General features: G+C 64.3%; 13 protein-coding genes and 1 tRNA gene. 9 read left to right on the top strand and 5 right to left on the bottom strand.

Going from position 1 to position 15,406, the window contains the following annotated elements:
* Positions 1 to 126: 126 nt before the first annotated feature.
* Positions 127 to 552: a type II toxin-antitoxin system VapC family toxin gene (locus tag U5914_RS02880; RefSeq protein WP_336134019.1), complete on the bottom strand. Its 426-nt coding sequence runs from the start codon at positions 550 to 552 to the stop codon at positions 127 to 129.
* Positions 549 to 839, bottom strand: a complete 291-nt coding sequence (locus tag U5914_RS02875) for a hypothetical protein (RefSeq protein WP_336134017.1) — start codon at positions 837 to 839, stop codon at positions 549 to 551. The genes U5914_RS02880 and U5914_RS02875 overlap by 4 nt, the downstream gene beginning before the upstream one ends.
* A 383-nt stretch (positions 840 to 1,222) precedes the next feature.
* Here U5914_RS02875 and U5914_RS02870 point away from each other — a divergent pair, with 383 nt between their 5' ends.
* The 4 genes from U5914_RS02870 (at position 1,223) to artA (U5914_RS02855) (ending at position 7,384) form a co-directional block, all read left to right on the top strand.
* Positions 1,223 to 4,177, top strand: a complete 2,955-nt coding sequence (locus tag U5914_RS02870; protein WP_336134015.1) for a BGTF surface domain-containing protein — start codon at positions 1,223 to 1,225, stop codon at positions 4,175 to 4,177.
* A 180-nt stretch (positions 4,178 to 4,357) separates the two neighbouring features.
* Positions 4,358 to 5,311 (top strand): archaeosortase A, encoded by a 954-nt coding sequence (artA, locus tag U5914_RS02865; RefSeq protein WP_336134014.1) that lies wholly within the window; start codon positions 4,358 to 4,360, stop codon positions 5,309 to 5,311.
* Complete coding sequence (locus U5914_RS02860) at positions 5,308 to 6,330, top strand: hypothetical protein (protein ID WP_336134013.1); 1,023 nt, start codon at positions 5,308 to 5,310, stop codon at positions 6,328 to 6,330. Before artA (U5914_RS02865) ends, U5914_RS02860 begins: the two co-directional genes overlap by 4 nt.
* A gap of 85 nt (positions 6,331 to 6,415) precedes the next feature.
* The gene (artA, locus tag U5914_RS02855) at positions 6,416 to 7,384 is read left to right on the top strand and encodes an archaeosortase A (RefSeq protein WP_336134012.1); all 969 of its coding nucleotides are present in this window, start codon (positions 6,416 to 6,418) and stop codon (positions 7,382 to 7,384) included.
* A gap of 21 nt (positions 7,385 to 7,405) precedes the next feature.
* Here artA (U5914_RS02855) and dph5 read toward each other — a convergent pair whose 3' ends face one another.
* The gene (dph5, locus tag U5914_RS02850; protein WP_336134011.1) at positions 7,406 to 8,206 is read right to left on the bottom strand and encodes a diphthine synthase; all 801 of its coding nucleotides are present in this window, start codon (positions 8,204 to 8,206) and stop codon (positions 7,406 to 7,408) included.
* A gap of 113 nt (positions 8,207 to 8,319) precedes the next feature.
* Between dph5 and U5914_RS02845 the strand changes: the two genes are divergently transcribed.
* The 3 genes from U5914_RS02845 to U5914_RS02835 all read left to right on the top strand — a co-directional run bounded on the left by U5914_RS02845 (position 8,320) and on the right by U5914_RS02835 (position 13,438).
* Positions 8,320 to 9,306 carry a class I SAM-dependent methyltransferase gene (locus U5914_RS02845; RefSeq protein WP_336134009.1) on the top strand — a complete coding sequence of 329 codons (987 nt, stop codon included), beginning with the start codon at positions 8,320 to 8,322 and terminating at the stop codon, positions 9,304 to 9,306.
* Positions 9,307 to 9,443: 137 nt separating this feature from the next.
* Positions 9,444 to 13,256: a PGF-pre-PGF domain-containing protein gene (locus U5914_RS02840; RefSeq protein ID WP_336134007.1), complete on the top strand. Its 3,813-nt coding sequence runs from the start codon at positions 9,444 to 9,446 to the stop codon at positions 13,254 to 13,256.
* A 109-nt stretch (positions 13,257 to 13,365) separates the two neighbouring features.
* Positions 13,366 to 13,438 (top strand) — tRNA-Thr (locus U5914_RS02835).
* A gap of 125 nt (positions 13,439 to 13,563) precedes the next feature.
* On the opposite strand, the gene U5914_RS02830 is transcribed toward U5914_RS02835, so the two are convergent.
* Positions 13,564 to 14,253, bottom strand: a complete 690-nt coding sequence (locus tag U5914_RS02830) for a helix-turn-helix domain-containing protein (protein ID WP_336134005.1) — start codon at positions 14,251 to 14,253, stop codon at positions 13,564 to 13,566.
* Between the two features lie 110 nt (positions 14,254 to 14,363).
* Here U5914_RS02830 and U5914_RS02825 point away from each other — a divergent pair, with 110 nt between their 5' ends.
* Complete coding sequence (locus U5914_RS02825) at positions 14,364 to 14,867, top strand: cupin domain-containing protein (RefSeq protein WP_336134003.1); 504 nt, start codon at positions 14,364 to 14,366, stop codon at positions 14,865 to 14,867.
* Between the two features lie 83 nt (positions 14,868 to 14,950).
* Positions 14,951 to 15,109 (top strand): DUF7563 family protein, encoded by a 159-nt coding sequence (locus tag U5914_RS16840; protein WP_418766729.1) that lies wholly within the window; start codon positions 14,951 to 14,953, stop codon positions 15,107 to 15,109.
* Here the strand turns inward: U5914_RS16840 and U5914_RS02820 are convergent.
* Positions 15,106 to 15,360, bottom strand: coding sequence for a helix-turn-helix domain-containing protein (locus tag U5914_RS02820; protein WP_336134002.1), 255 nt, complete (start codon positions 15,358 to 15,360; stop codon positions 15,106 to 15,108). The two genes, U5914_RS16840 and U5914_RS02820, sit on opposite strands and share 4 nt — an antisense overlap.
* Between the last annotated feature and the right edge of the window lie 46 nt (positions 15,361 to 15,406).

The following is a 15,406-nucleotide window of genomic DNA, read 5'->3' as shown; positions in this document are numbered from 1 at the left end:
TACGGCCGGGCGATAGCGAACCGCCGCTGCTGCTACGCTTTGGCGTCCGGTCGAACGCGCGCGCGGCGCACGCGATAGTAACAAATCGAAGCCGGAGGCTTCGCCTCGAAAACGCTGAAGCAGGAATCAGACGACCTCGCTGGGGTCGGTCCGGTCGACGATACCATCGAAGTCGTCGTCGAAACTGAGGACGGTGTCGATGTCGTTGGCTTCGACCTGCGATATTATCGTGGCGTCCGTGAAACTGAGGTCGTGGTCGCGGTAGCGTTCGAACGTTTCCACGCTTTCCCGGACTCGTGGTCTGTCGACTTGGAGGATGCTGATTGGTGATCCGGAGTCCAGGATTCGGTCACTGACCGCCTTCGTCCCTTCGAAGCTCCCGGTTCGCTTTCGGACTAGCGTGACGGCCTCGTCGTGAACGTAGTCACTCGTGTAGAGCCGACCGTATTCCCCGGAAAGCGTGGCACGAAGTGCGTCTGTCGCAACGTCGTGGCGGCTCGCTCGTTCGTGTTGGTGTGCGTAGAAGACCCCCGTATCCACGAAGACGCTCATTCGATTTGTTCCTCGTCGTAGAGGATTCGGTCGATATCCTCCTCTTCGACGGGGTCGCCGGACGCGGTCGTCCCTGAGAGGAACTCGTCTATCTCCTCTTCGCTCAGCGGGAGCGACGTCTCTCGAAACGAGTCGATAAACTCCGTTTTCGACTCGTAGGCCTCCGTGACGAGTCGCTCTAAGATCTCCTGTTGGGTCACCTTCCGGCCGGTCTCCAGTTTGATCTCAGCTTGGAGCTCCTCCAGCCGAGACTTCGTTTCCTCGTCCATCTTCACCGAGGTCGCCATACCTATCAGTAGAACGTTCTACTGGATAAACCCTCGGCGCTGCCATACGATACATGGCCGAAACCCGACACTGGTTCAGGCAGACAACCGTCGTGCTGCGGCGATGAATAGCCCGGATGTTTCTCCGTCAACGGCTTCGATTTATATACCGACGACGCCCGTCTGACGGGTGTGATACAAAGTACCAAATGGCCGCTACTGCCGGAATACGGCCGCGTCAAACGTTGTCATGAATCTCGAAACCCCACAAAGCATTTATAGTGTCCAATAGTTGTTCTGGGTGTACCCCTACCCATGGTGACAGTGCTGAGTATCGGTGTGGGCGGAATGAAGTGCCCTGCCGATTACGACGTACGGTCGCCGATTGCAGACCGAAACCAACTATGACAGACAACAATAGCAAGCTGCGTGCGGTATTCCTTGCAGCGCTGATGGTCCTGTGGGTCTTCGCAGGAACCATGGCGTTCGCGGGGAGTGCTGCGGCAGCGGACGGTAATACCTCGGCTACCGCCTTGGACCCGAGTCCGAACGGTCCTGGCGAGACAGCAACGTATACAGTTAACGTAACACTCGATAGTGTCGAGTCTAGCAGCCACGGGCAAGTTGACGGCTTCCAGGTCAACTTCACGCAGGCTGCTGTTGACGCTGGCCTTGACGCGAGCAGCGTGCAATCGGGCGACATCACAGTCACTCGTGAGCAGGCTGACGGAACGTCAGCGACACAAACTGTTGACAACGCACAGAGCTACAATGATCGGGTCTTCGTCGGTATCTCGAGCGATTCGATTGGCAGTGGGGCCAACGACGGTACGACCTACGAGATTGTAATCGATAACGTTCAGAATCCGGCTGCTGGTGACTACCAGTTGAACGCCTCTGCCCTCGCGGGTGAGGAAGGTTCCACTAGCGTCGGCGGTGGCTCCATGGCCTCCTTTAGTGTCGGTAATGCCCAGACGGCTGGCGCTGACGCAACCTGGCAAACTGGTGGCACGCTGCGCTGGCAGGGTCAGGGTCTGTTCTTCGACGCTGAAGGCCAAGGCTACTCTGAATTCCAGGTTAACGAGTGGGACAACTCGGCAAGCGACCTAGATGCTGCCATTGGTTCCCCCGTTCGTGAATTCAGTCTCAACGATGACGGACAGCGGGTCCTCAGTACGTCCAACCTGGAAGGTGACTACGTCATCACGGCTACCGACAGCAATGGTAACCGTCACGCCCTCTTGACGAACAGTGACGGTATCGTTACTGGCGAAGCAGGCAGTACTGCTGACGACCCCCACGTCGTGGTTCAGGTTCAGTCCATCACGACTGAGTTCACCGACGACGAGGTCAACAAGGGCGACAACTCGACTGTTGAAGTCGACTCCGCTCGGACGGACTTTAGCCTCAACGTAACGTCTGACAGCTTCACGGGCGCTGAACTCGAAGAGCTCTTCCCGGAAGCCACTCAGATTGACAGCGACACGGCTCAGTTCACCGGCGTCACGAACGATCCGGACGAGCTCGAATTCAACACGAGTTCGGACGAACTGTCCTTCGACCTCGAAACTGGTAACTACACGTTTGACTTCGATGTCACCGACACGACCGCGTCGGATAACGCGAGCATCACGGTCTCGGAAGAGCTCGCTGGTGACGCCAACTTCGACGAGAGTCAGTACTCCGCACCGCGTGGCGATGTCGTGAACATCACGTACTCCACTCAGGAGCTCGACACAACTACGCTCCACGTTGGTGGTGCCGAGGATGGCTACAACGCAACGCTCGTCCTCGAACCCAACGACGACGGTGAGGTCGCAGTCGAGATGAATACCTTCATCGCCTCGGATAATAGCTCCAACATCGAGGATGCCTTCGAGGCAACCAAGGGTAACCTCGTTGTCGAGGAATCTACCCGCGACACGTTCGACTACGCAATCGAGGAGGGCACCTACGATCTCGAAATCACCGCTGGTGATAACGAGACGCAGGACCTCTCGCGCCTCCGCATCACTGAGCGCTCCTACGACGGTCTGACCGTCCACACGGCACCGTCGAACGAGTTCACTCGGATGCAGTCCAAGGACCGTCTGCTCACCCGTCTCAACGACGGTTGGGTGACGGAATCCGAAGAAATCGCCATCGCCCCGTCGGACCGTTCGAACGGTCGCATGGGCGATGTCATCGTCTACGAGGTTGAGGCCAGCGGCATTGAGGGTTACCTCGAGACTGAGAGTGGTAGCGATACTACTGTCCAGACCCTGCTCGATAGCGGCTACTTCGATCTAGCGATCGATCAGGAGAACCCCCGGCAGAACCGTTACCCCAAGGCGCTGAACGTGGACGACTCCGCTGCTAACAACTCGTTCGCCTTCGTTCCGGATACGGACAACAACACCCACTACATCGTGGTCAAGTCCGACCGGCTTCGATTCGACCGCGTTGATGGTGGCGACGATGTGACCGCTAGTGGCCTGCACGCCACACCCGACGACCAGTTCAACACCTCGTTCCAAATCACGGACAACTACGAGAGTCAGTTCATCCGTGGTGACGTGGACAACGTCACGAACTACGCTGACTACGAGATGGTTGACCGTGAGGCGAGCTTCGACACCCGCGGCGGTAACGTCACCGCCCAGGCCGTCGAAGGCGCCGAAATCACGGGCGAGACGACCGTCGCGCCCGGTACGGAACTGACCCTCTTCGTCGAAGGCAATGAAGGCGACGAAGGTGCTCCGGTCTTCGAGAACAGCGTGACGCGTGTTGACGAAGACGGCACGTTCAACGCCACGTTCGACTTCTCGGGTGCCGAGGACGGCCAGCAGTTCACGGCCACCATCGGCTCGCAGTCCTTCGAGGACAACGCCGAGACGCCCGGTGTCTTCGGTGAGGCGACTGGCGCGTCCTTCGACGTGTCCAACGTCTCGCTGAGTTCGAGCTCCGTCCAGGCCGGCGACGATGTCGACGTGTCCGCGACGATCACCAACTCCGGTGACGTCGAGGGCAACCAGACCGTCTCCGTCATGGTCGACGGCACTGAGGTTGACAGTCAGGAAGTCTCCCTCGCTGCCGGCGAGTCCACCGACATGTCCTCGACTATCAGCACGAGCGATCTCTCCGGTGACGTCACCGTCGAGGTCGCCTCCGCTGACGACAGTGGCAGTGCGACGCTGACTGTCGAAACCGAGGAAACCGAGACGGCAACGCCGTCCGACGGTACCGAGACGGCCGCGCCCGAGACGGACGAGCCCGGCACGGAGACGCCTCAGGAAGAACAGCCCGGCTTCGGCGCTGTCATCGCCCTGATCGCGCTCCTCGGTGCTGCGCTCCTCGCTGCCCGTCGCAACGCGTTCTAACTAACCGGAACTCCGTTTCCGGTCCTTGCGGTTGCGGTCGCGGTTTTCATTTTTCGCGCGCTACGCTCCCAGCGGCGCGACCCTCGATAGGAACGAAGTCACGGCTTCGTTGCCGGCGGTCGTGTCGCGGGCCCGCCCACGACGACAAGACATATACTCGTCGTGACGTATCTCGAAGTAATGAGACAGCCTGCGCTTTCGCTGGCGGAGATGTCGGTCATTCCGATCACCGACGTCCTCGCGTGGGTCGTCATCGCGGTGTTCCTCGGCGGCGTCGTCGCCGAATGGCAGGGCCGCCGCGAAATTGCACGCCAACTGACGGCCGGCGCGTGGAGTCTTTTTGCGGTCTTCTGGTTCCTCTTGATCCAGTATTTCGTCTTCATCCACCGGAGTATCGTCGAGTCGGTGCTGGTGCTCGTGGCGGTGCCGGGCTGTCTGTACGTGGGCTGGAAGCTCCTGCAGGGTCGGGACTCCCTGCTGTTGCTGTCCAGAGCCGTCGCGTTCATGGGGCTCATCTATCTGCCCTTCGAGACCTCGGTGCTGGCTCGGGGCGTGTTGATCGAGACGGTCGCCGCCCAGACGGAGTTCCTCATCGAGGTTCTCGGCTACGGGGACGGCGTTCGCCTCATTCAGGACACGAGCGGCGAGACGACGTTCGTGAACACGTTCTACTTCCCGGAGACCGACCGGGGCTCACGCATCGTCTTCGCGTGTACCGGCATCGGGAGCATGGCGATTTTCGGCGGGCTCATCTCCGCGGTGAAGGCGCCGCTCCGACGGAAGGCCGTGGGAACGGTCGTGGCCGTGGCCATCATCTGGGTGCTCAATATCGGGCGGAACGCCTTCATCGCCTTGGCGAACGGCCACCAGTGGTTCGATCAGGCGTGGGTCGAAGGCCCGGTCATGTTCGCCTTCGGGCTGAGCGACCCGGGGCGCGTGTCGTTTTTCGTCGCCGACCGGATTCTCTCGCAAGGGCTTGCCGTCTTCGCGCTGATCGGCGTCGCGTGGCTGGTCGCCCGCTGGGTGCCGGAAATTCTCGATATCGCCGAAGACCTGCTATACTTGGTGACCGGCGACGAAATCACGCTCCGCGCGCCGGAGGCGGCCCCTGACGGGGGTGACCGCGAGGTATGAGCGACGACGGAGGGTCCCGGCTTCCGGAAGACCTCGAGGACGTCTCGCGGCGACAGTTCCTGATGGGTGCCGGCGGCGCCCTCACGGCGGTCGGGGCGGCAAAGGCAGCCCACAATACGATACTCGGCTACGGCGAACTCGGCATGGGGACGAACCTCAAAGAACAGGACCTCGCGGCGGTCGCGGACGGTAACCTCCGTCCGAGTTACGACGAGACGTTCGGGTCCGTGCGGCTCCGAATCGTCGATGAGGGCGTCGCATTGGACGCCGACGGTGACCGGCAGGTGCTGGGCTTCGAGTCGACGACCGACGACGAGGCACGGGAACTCGACGCCGAGTACGGCCTCGATGGCCGGTTGACCGCGCTGTTCGCCGACGCTCGGGACCTCCACGCGGGGGACTATACCTTCGAGTTCAGCCAGCCGTCGGCGTTCTTCGAGCGGATGGAGGCCGCCGACGCGCGTCCCGATGCTGTGACGGCGGTTCGCGAGCGATACGACCGGACGGCCGACCCTAATATTGTCGGGGCGTTCGCCGAAACGGAGCCCTCGGATACCGAGGCGCTGGTTGAGGGGATGATGACGGGCTTTCGCGAACACGGCCACTACGACGTGCCGCGGTACGTCGCGGGGTCGGTAGAGGACAACGTCATCTTCGGGGCGGCGGACCTCCGGGCCCCCTTCGAAGACCCGGTCGACTTCGAATCGCTGCTGGAGGCCGATTCGACGGGGCTGTTCTGCTGGGAGTTGGTCTACCGGTCGATGGGGGCGTTTCAGGCCGTCGGTCCGTGGGACCAGACGGTGCCGATGGCGGCCGGCTACGTCCGGGATAGCCGACACAAACACGCCTTCACGGCACTTCTGAGTGCCGTGCGGGAGAACGGCACCTTGCGTCTGCCCGTGACCTTCGTCGATTACACCCATTCGACGCTGTACGACGACCTTCACACCACCGGGCTCATGGGGGAAGGACTCACGGCCTACGATACGGACCACCGGGCCGACGAGATTATCTGGTAACGGCTCACCACGGCGGGTATCGCGATTCCGTGTGTGGCACATGTGCCAACAAGGATTTTAATCGGCCGCCCCTTCGCTCGGGTAGATGCTCCCTGTCGACGTGTTGGCGGTTACGGACCCGCTCGCGTGGGTCATCGTGGCGCTGTTCGGCGGCGGTGTCCTCGCCGAGCGACGGTATCCGGAGCCCGCACGCTACGTCGTCGGCGCGGCGTGGACGCTTTTCGCCGGTTTCTGGCTTCTGTTGGCGCCGCATTTCTTCTTCGTCTCCAACAGCATCGTCGAGGCGCTGTTGGCGCTGGTCGGCGTGCCCGCCTGTCTCTACGCCGGCTACCTCCTCGCGGACGGTCGCGACTCGCTTTTCGTGTTGTCCCGTGCGGTCGCCGTGATGGGACTCGTCTACCTGCCGGCCGAGACGCTGCCGTTCGTCCGCCAGCTGTTGGTCGAACACGTCGCCAACCAGACGGCCCTCCTGATGGACCTGCTGGGCTACGACCCGACCCTCCAGCCCATCGCCGACCGCCGGGAGGCCTACGCCGGCTTCGAGGCGGCGTTCTTCTTCGAGACACCGGCCCCCGACCACGCCGGTATCGTCTACAACATCGTGATGGCGTGTACCGCCCTCGGCAGTCAGGCCATCTTCATCGGCTGCATCGCGGCGGTGAAGGCGCCGCTCCGACGGAAACTCCGGGCGCTGGCCGTGGCGGTTCCGGTCATCTACGTTCTCAACATTATCCGGACGACGTTCATCGGCCTCGCGTTCGGCCACCAGTGGTTCGACGGCCCCTACGGTCCCTATCTCCTCGCGCTGTTCGGCGAGTCGGACCCGTATCTGGTCTCCCATATCGTCGCCGAAAGCATCATCAGCCAGACGCTCTCGGTCGTGGCACTGGTCGCCATCGCGTGGTTCGTCATCCGCGAGTTGCCGGAACTGCTCGTCATCATCGACGACATCGCCTACATGGCGACCGGCGAGGACCGTGACACGGCAGAAGAACTCGGCCTGTTGCCGGACGCCTCCGACGATACGGCCTCGGCGCGTCTGAGCGACGACTGAGACGACTGAGTTCGGGCCCGTTTAAACGGGGTCCGGAAGCACCGATGCGGGCGCGCCGGCGAGTTCCGAGAGCGCGTCGCGTTCGATGACGTGGAGGTCGCCGGGGATGACGAGCAGATGCAGCGGTTCGCCGAAGGACCGCTCGGCCAGCGCGTCGAGGCTGTCGGCGGCGACGATGGGGTCCGGACTGCCGGCGCGAGCCACGACGACGCCGACGGCATCGAGGTCGTCGGCGAGCAGTTCGGCCGCGTACTCGCCGGTCATGTACTCCTCGTGGTCCGGGTCCGGGCCTTTCGGACCCGTACCGACCTTGATGTCGAGATAGACGAGCGTATGGAGGCCGCGTTCGCGGTTGTCCGCGATGGTATCGAGGACGCTGCCGGGGACGCCGTCGGCACCGTGGGCGTAGGGGAAGGGCAGCGTCGTCGCCTTGCCGAACCGGTAGTTCTGGAGGCCCGTCAGCGAGGCCGCCGCGGCCTCGGCGGTCGTCCCGTGGACGATTCGGGTGTCGATGTCGCGCTCGTCGGCGCGCAAGCGGAGGTCGACGTGCGTCGTCGATATCATGGTATCGCCAGCGGTGAGGAAGACGACGTCGCCCTCGGCGGCGGCATCGAGGATGGGTTCGGGGTCCTGCTCGACGCCCGCGCGGTCCCGAACCTCGATGTCGACGTCGTGGTAGGCTTCGACGTCGTCGACGGTCGCGCCCGCGAGTTTGCTGGTGTAGAACTCCGCGAAGACGCGGTCGGCCGCTCGGATGGCCTCCCGGCCCTCGATGGTGATCGAGCGTTCGTCGTAGAGGCCGAGACCAACGAAAGTGAGCATACACGGCTTCGGTGTGGCGGCGGCAAAAGCCTCGCGCTCCGGGGTCGGTTCCGGGCCGTCGTCGGGCGCTCGGCATCGTCAGCCTTACCGCGGCGCCGGCCGGAGAGGTGACGATGACTGTTCCGTGCGTTCGCGTCCCCCGAGAGCGCGGCGAGGCGGCCCGCAAGCGCATCGCCGAGCGGGATGCCCTCTCGGACACCCACGAAATCGAGGTCGTCGACGGCGACATCTACATCCCGCTGGACGAGTCGGCGGACCTCGAAGCCATCGCCGCGGAGTTCGAGGTCGTCGACCGGGACGTCGAGCGCCGCGAGACGCAGACGCTTCCCGCCGACATCCTCGGGTTCGAACCGTCCTACGAACGACTGGGTGAGATCGCTATCATCGACGAGGACGACGCCGAGCGGGCCCGGGAGATGGCTGACGCCATCGCGGCCTCGGACCTGCCGCTGGAGACGGTGGTCAACCGCGCCTCGCCCATCGAGGGCGAACTCCGCATCCGCGATTGGGACCTGCTGGTCGGCGACAGCACCGAGACGGTCCACCGCGAGTACGGCTGTGAATTCGCGGTCGACATCGCCGAGATGTACTTCTCGCCACGGCTGGCGACCGAGCGGCGACGGGTCGTCGAACAGGTCGAAGCGGACGAGCACTTCTTCGATATGTTCGCCGGCGTCGGCCCCTTCGTGATTCCGGCCGCGAAACGGGGTGCCGACTGCGTCGGCGTCGACCTCAACGAATCGGCCATCGAGTACCTGCGCCGGAACGCCGAGCGGAACGGCGTCGCCGAGCGCGTGACGGCGATTCACGGCGACGTCCGCGAAGTCTCGGGCTACGACGACTGGGCCGACCGACTCGTGATGAATCTCCCGCACAGCGCCGACGAGTTCCTCGAGACGGCCGTCGAACTGGCCGGCGACGACTGTCTGCTCCACTTCTACGACATCCAGCACGAATCGGACCCCTTCGGCCCCGGTGAACGCGCGATTCGGGAAGCGGCCGAACCCGAATACGAGGTGACCGTCGAAACGAGACACGAGGTCCGCTCCTACGCACCCCACGAACTCAACGTCTGTCTCGACGTTCGTCTCCGGCGATAGGGGCCGGTCGACCGCTCGCTTCGCTGTTGATAATCCTCGGCTATCCCCGTCGTTTGGACGGGTTTGTCACAACCCCTTTTGTCGGATAGTGGGTGGTCCTCGTCAAGACGGAGCCATCTCGGCGGCTCGAACCGACCATGACCGACGCACGCACACACGAACTACGTGCCCTCCTGCTCGCCTGTCTCGTGGCGCTGTCTGCCCTCGCGGGCGGCGTCGCCTTCGCCGGGACGGCGGCGGCAGAGCAGCACGACCTGACGGCAAGCGACGGGGCCGGGGGCAACGCCTCCGCGCTCGTCGCCGGGTTCGACGACCAACTCCCCGACGGCGACGAAAGCGACGACGACACGCTGCGCGTCGAAGCCACGAACGAATCGCTCCCCGCCGACTTTCAGGGCGAACTGCGCGTTCCCGACAGCGAGGTCTCCTTCGCCGACGAACAGGCCTTCGAGGTGGTCGTCATCGGCGAGACGGGCGACGAGCGGACCACCGCCGACGACAGCGTCACCGTCACGCACGTCGGCAACGACCGCATCGCCTTCGAAGTGAACGACGCTACGCTCTCGTCAGCCCCGGTCGCCATCGAGATTCGCGACCTCCGGTTCGACGCCGCTGCAGCCGAAACCGCGACCCTCCAGTGGACCGTCGCCGGCGAGGAAGCGACCCACGACCTGCGGGTCGAACCCTTCGACGCCGAACTGACTGCGACCGACGAGAACGGTGGTCTCTCCGCCGCAGTCACCGCCGGCGCTAAAAACCAGACGATGGTCGGCGCTGCGACGGGGACGCCCAACGACCCCGCCGACAGTCTCGTCCTCCGGGCCGACGAGGACGAACTCCCCTCCCAGTTCGTGGCGACGCTCTCGTTGGACGGGTCGGGAATCACGTTCCACGACCGGAACAACGGGGACTTCGACGTCAGTTCCTCCAGCGGCCGTGCGGTCGTCCCCACCGGCGGCGTCTCGCCGACCGAAATCCGCGTCGAGGTCTACGAACTCGACGGCAACAGCGAAGACGCCGCCGTCATCCAACTCGACGACGTGACGTTTGACGTGCCCCCGAACGCGAGTATCGAGAACGTCACGTGGGAAATCAGCGGGCGGTCCGACACCTACGAACTGCTGCCGGACCGACCCGCCGTTCGGTTCGCGAGTAGTCAGGCGGTGCCGCGTGGGCTCGATGGCGCGCCGTCCGACGGCGCTACTGTCGAGATTTCGGGGCAAGACGCGTACACGACGGGTCTCCACGACGGCGACGAGAACATCACCGTCGCGATTCCCGACGACCGGCGTGAGAACCTCTCGTTCGATACCACCGCCGAGACGACCGCGGCTATCGAATCCGACGACGACCTGTTCGGTTCGGAAGCGGCCGCGACCGTCGAGGAGAACCGCATCGTCGTCGCGGTCGACCGCGATATCGACGACAGCGAGACGGTGACGCTCTCGAACGTCCGGTTCGACACCTCGGGCTTCGAGGGGCCGGCCGACGCGGCGGCCGCCGACTTCGAGAGCAACCTGGCCGTCGTCACCACGCCCGTCGACAGCGGCGCCTTCGCGCCGGTCGAAACACCGACCGAGAACGTACTGACGGTCGGCACTCCCGAGATAACCGTCGAGGGCGACACCACGCAGTTGGAGTCCGGCGTCGCCGCGACGAACGGAACCGCCGACATCGGCGTTCGCATCGACGACACGACGGGCCACCAGATCGCGCCCGGAAGCGAGGTCGTCGTCTCACTGGACGGCGCCGACGGCATCGACTTCGACACGACACAGACGGTGACCGTCAACGGGTCACTCTCGGAGTCGGTGGACGTCTCGGCCACCGAAAACGCCATCGTGGTCTCGGTCGCCGAGGACGCCTCGCCGACCGCCGCCGGTGACAGCCTCGTCATCGAGGGGGCCGACGGCGATGGCCTGCGGTTCGATACGACCGATGCCGCGACCGGCGATTCGGCGTCCTTCAGCGTCGAAACGAACGCGGGCGATGTCCCGGTCGTCCAGTCGACCGACGCGGTCGCCGCGGTCAGCGACCCCGGTCTCAGCGTCGACCGGGACACGCTCGCGCTCGCGGACGGCCGGACCGTGACGGCCACGGTCGTCGATGCTGACGGCCAGCCCGTCGAGGGCGCGGACGTCTCCGTTACGAGTGACGCCCTCGGCGTCGATACGACGGTCACGACTGGTTCGGACGGGACTGCGACGGTCACGCTGAACCTCGCTGACGCCGATGCCGTCGGGACCATCGGCATCAGCACGACTGTCGACGGCCGGCAGCTCTCCGAGACCGTCGAGACGGCCGACATCGGCACGAACGTGAGTCGACTGCCCGCCGGTCAGGAAACCGCGGTCGGCGTCACCATCGAGACGAGCGCCGACGGCGCCCAGCAGGGCGTCGATGTCACCGCGACGGCCGATGGGTTCGAGGTCGACGACGGCACGGCGACGACCGGCGACGATGGCGTCGCGAACTTCACCTTCACGCCCGATGCCGGCGGCAACATCTCCATCGACGCGACGGTCGCCGATGCGACCCTCGAAGCCGGCGTCACGTCGGTGCCACCGACGATGACCGCCGCTCCCGACAGTATCAGCGCCGGGAACGAATCCACCGTCGAGGTCACCGTCGAGGCGCTGGACGCTCCCGACGGCGAGATGGCGACTCGAAGCGGCGTGGCCGTCAACGCGGTGAGCGACCAGTACGACATCGACCGTGAGGCCGAGACGGACGAGGCCGGCGTGGCGACCTTTACGTTCAACGTCTCGGAGAACACCGAGTCCGGGCACATCGACCTCTCGGCGACAGTCGACGGTATTGCGGTTTCGGACCGTGTGGACGTCTCCGGGTCGAAAAACGACAGCAACACTGGCGGCGACGGTGACAGCGTCGATGACGGCGATGGTGACGACGGCTCCGGCGGTGGCGGTGGAGCCGGCACCGGTGGCAGCGGTGGCGGCAGCGGTGCGGGCGGTGGTGGCGCACCCACGCAACCGTCCGAGGACGAGGAAACCCAAGAACCTGCCGCGAACATCACGGTGACCGATGCGGCGTTGTCGGCGTCCGAACTCACCGTTGGCGAGTCGGTGAACGTCACCGCGACCGTCGAAAACGACGGCGAGGAAGCCGGCGAGCGCGAGGTCAGCGTCCTCGTCGACGGCGACGCGATTGCGACCGAGACGGTCGCGCTCGATGCGGGCGAATCGGGGATGGTCTCGGCGACGGTCGTCTTCGAGACGGCCGGCGAACGCGCGGTCAGCGTCGGTGGCGTTACCGCCGGTACCGTGGTCGTCGCCGACGCCGGGAACGAAACGTCGGACGGCGAAGCCGACGCCGAACCGCCGGCGGGTGCCGTGGCCTTCGACGCCCGAGGAATCGACGACACGATGCCGGGTCGAACGGGCACCGCCGTCGCCTTCGAGAACGTCACCGTCGAGCGTATCACGTTCGTCGAGGGCGCCGACGGGCGGGTCGCTATCACTGAGATGGCCGAACTTCCTGACGGCGTCCCCGAGACGCCGGGCGACCTCCTCTCCGTGATGGAGATCACGGTCCCGGAGAACCTCTCCGATGCGGAGGCGACGGTCCGGTTCACGCTGAACGAATCCGAACTCGACGCGGTCGGGGCCGACCCCGAGGCGGTCCGCCTCGGCCACTACACCGACGGGGACTGGGAGGTCTATCGGCCCGCCCTCGTCGACACCGAGGGCGGCGAACTCGTCTACGCGTCGTCGGTCCCCGGGTTCTCGCTGTACGCGGTCTACGCGGCGGATTCGGAGGAGTCGACGGAATCGGACGCGACGGAGGCCCCCGGGACGGAAGCGCCCGTCGGTGAGGTGGCCAGCATCGTCGACTCGCCGGTGACGGTGGTTCTCGGCTTCGTCGGTCTCGTCGCCCTCGTCGTCTCCATCGCGGGCGCCCGGATGTACCAGCGGAACGATAGATTCTGAGGGAGTCGAGTTCGGGGCGTCGGTCGGCCCGCCGGAGGCGGAATTTCGCCCGCCGCCGCCCGGAGTTCGCAACCCTTATGTCGATAATCCCCCCACGTTGGAATGTAGTGCCGGAGTAGCTCAGCTGGCAGAGCGAATCCTTCGTAAGGATTAGGTCGAGGGTTCAAATCCCTCCTCCGGCTCTTCTGTCGAACACAGTGAGACGAAGAGACTGGGGGATTTGAATCAGGTCGGTGCTCCGCTCCGACCGTGGTCCAAATCCCTCCTCCGGCTCTTTTGCGGAACGACGTGACGCCGAATCGTCACGTCAGGCGCGTTTCTCGTCGGTTTCGGCGCCCGTGTTCCGGAGCAGCGCCGACAGCATCTTCGATTCGGCCTTCCGGAGGTGTTCGTCGACGGTGGAGGGCGCACAGCCGAGCCGTTCGGCGAGATCGCCCTGATTGACCTGCCGCGGGATGTCGTAATAGCCCATCTCGACGGCCGTCTCGAACACCTCGCGCTGGCGGTCGGTCAGCATCGACAGCATATCGCGGGTACCGGGCGAGTACTGGCCGACCTGCTGGATGGAGATGCTGATGCGGTCGGGGACGGCCTTCAGCGCCTGCCGGAGCATGTCGTGGGTGCCGACGATGGTGACGAGAACCCCGCCGCGATTGGTGAACTCGATGGGCGTATCGATGATGAGCGCGTACTCGTAGCAGAGCGCCATCAGGGTGCCGGCGGGTTCGCCGGGATGGACGTGGAGATACAGGTGGAAGGTGTCCTCGGCTTCGACGTCGAGGAGGTCGTAACTGATGACGTCCTCGTGTTCCTCGATGACCTCGACGACCGCGTCCTTGGTCCCGACGAGGCGGTAGAGCAACACGCCGGTTCCGTCCCCGAATGAATCGATATGGAGCAGCGAGTCCCGTTCGACACCAGCGATGTCGGCCAACTGGGCGTCGACGGGGTGAATCCCCTCGTGTTCCGGGGTCAGGACGAGGTCGAAATATCGCATGGGGCGTCTCTATCCGGTGTAGCGTGTCCAATATGGTAATCGTTTGGGGTGGCAGGGGTATTTTCGCCGTCGGGGAAACCGTTTATACCGTCTCCGGGAGGCCACCACGTATGCGAAAAGTCGCTATCGACGACGTGGATATCGAACGGAGTCCGCTCGGCGTCCACAGCGTCCGCCGGCCGGTTTCGGACGCGCTGGGGACCGAACACTTCGCGATGAACTACTTCGAACTCCAGCCCGGCGAATCCTTCTCGGGCGGGCTACACACCCACCACGACCAAGAGGAACTGTTCTACGTCCAGTCCGGGGAGGCGACCTTCGACGTGGCCGACGAGCCGAGCACCGACGTGACCGAACAGGAGACCGTCGGGGCGGGCGAGGTCGTTCGGTTCCCGCCGGGCCAGTATCAGGAGGGGTACAACGACGAGGCCAACGACGAACCGGTCGTCGGCTTCGCCTTCGGCGCGCCCGATTCGAAACACGACTGGGACGGTCTCGAATCCGTCCTCCACTGCGGCGAGTGCGGCGAGGAGACGGGCCACGGGATGGACCTGACCGAGGCGGGAAGCTTCGAGTTCACCTGTCTCGAATGCGGTAACGAACTGACGCTCTGACTCCGACGCGTTCCCCGCCTGTAGACGTATTTTTCACATGAAAGGGGAAAGTTACTTGGCACTTGGTGTTTGCTGTGTAACACATGCCACACTGCCGCAACTGCGACGGGTTCGTGACTGAAAACTATGTACGCGTGTTCGCTCCGCAGGGTATGTCGACGGTCCGAGTGTGTCCGAACTGCGAGGACAAACTCAGAGATGGGGCAGAGGTACGGGAAGCTCGCTCGACGCGACAGAACTAATCGCCGGCCGCGAGCACGGCGCGTTCGCCGGCGAGGTACTTCTCTCCGCGGTCGGTGACGGCGTATATCTCCTCACCAGTCACCGGCTCCACGAGCCCGTGTTCGACGAGCGTCTCAACCCGCTTTTCGACGTACCCGAGATGCATCCCGAGCCGGTTGGCGATGAGAGGGATATAGTCCGGTGGGTTCTCGTCGAGGTATTGCAGGATGCGCTCGTCGGCTGGATGGGTCCATTCCGGGCTGGTGGCCATTCGAACTCACTCCGGCCTATGTGTGGGTACTGATAACATATAACAC

Origin of the sequence: Natronomonas amylolytica (assembly GCF_037031205.1) — an archaeon.
GTDB lineage: Archaea > Halobacteriota > Halobacteria > Halobacteriales > Haloarculaceae > Natronomonas > Natronomonas amylolytica.
This window is presented reverse-complemented; position numbering and strand designations above follow the sequence as displayed.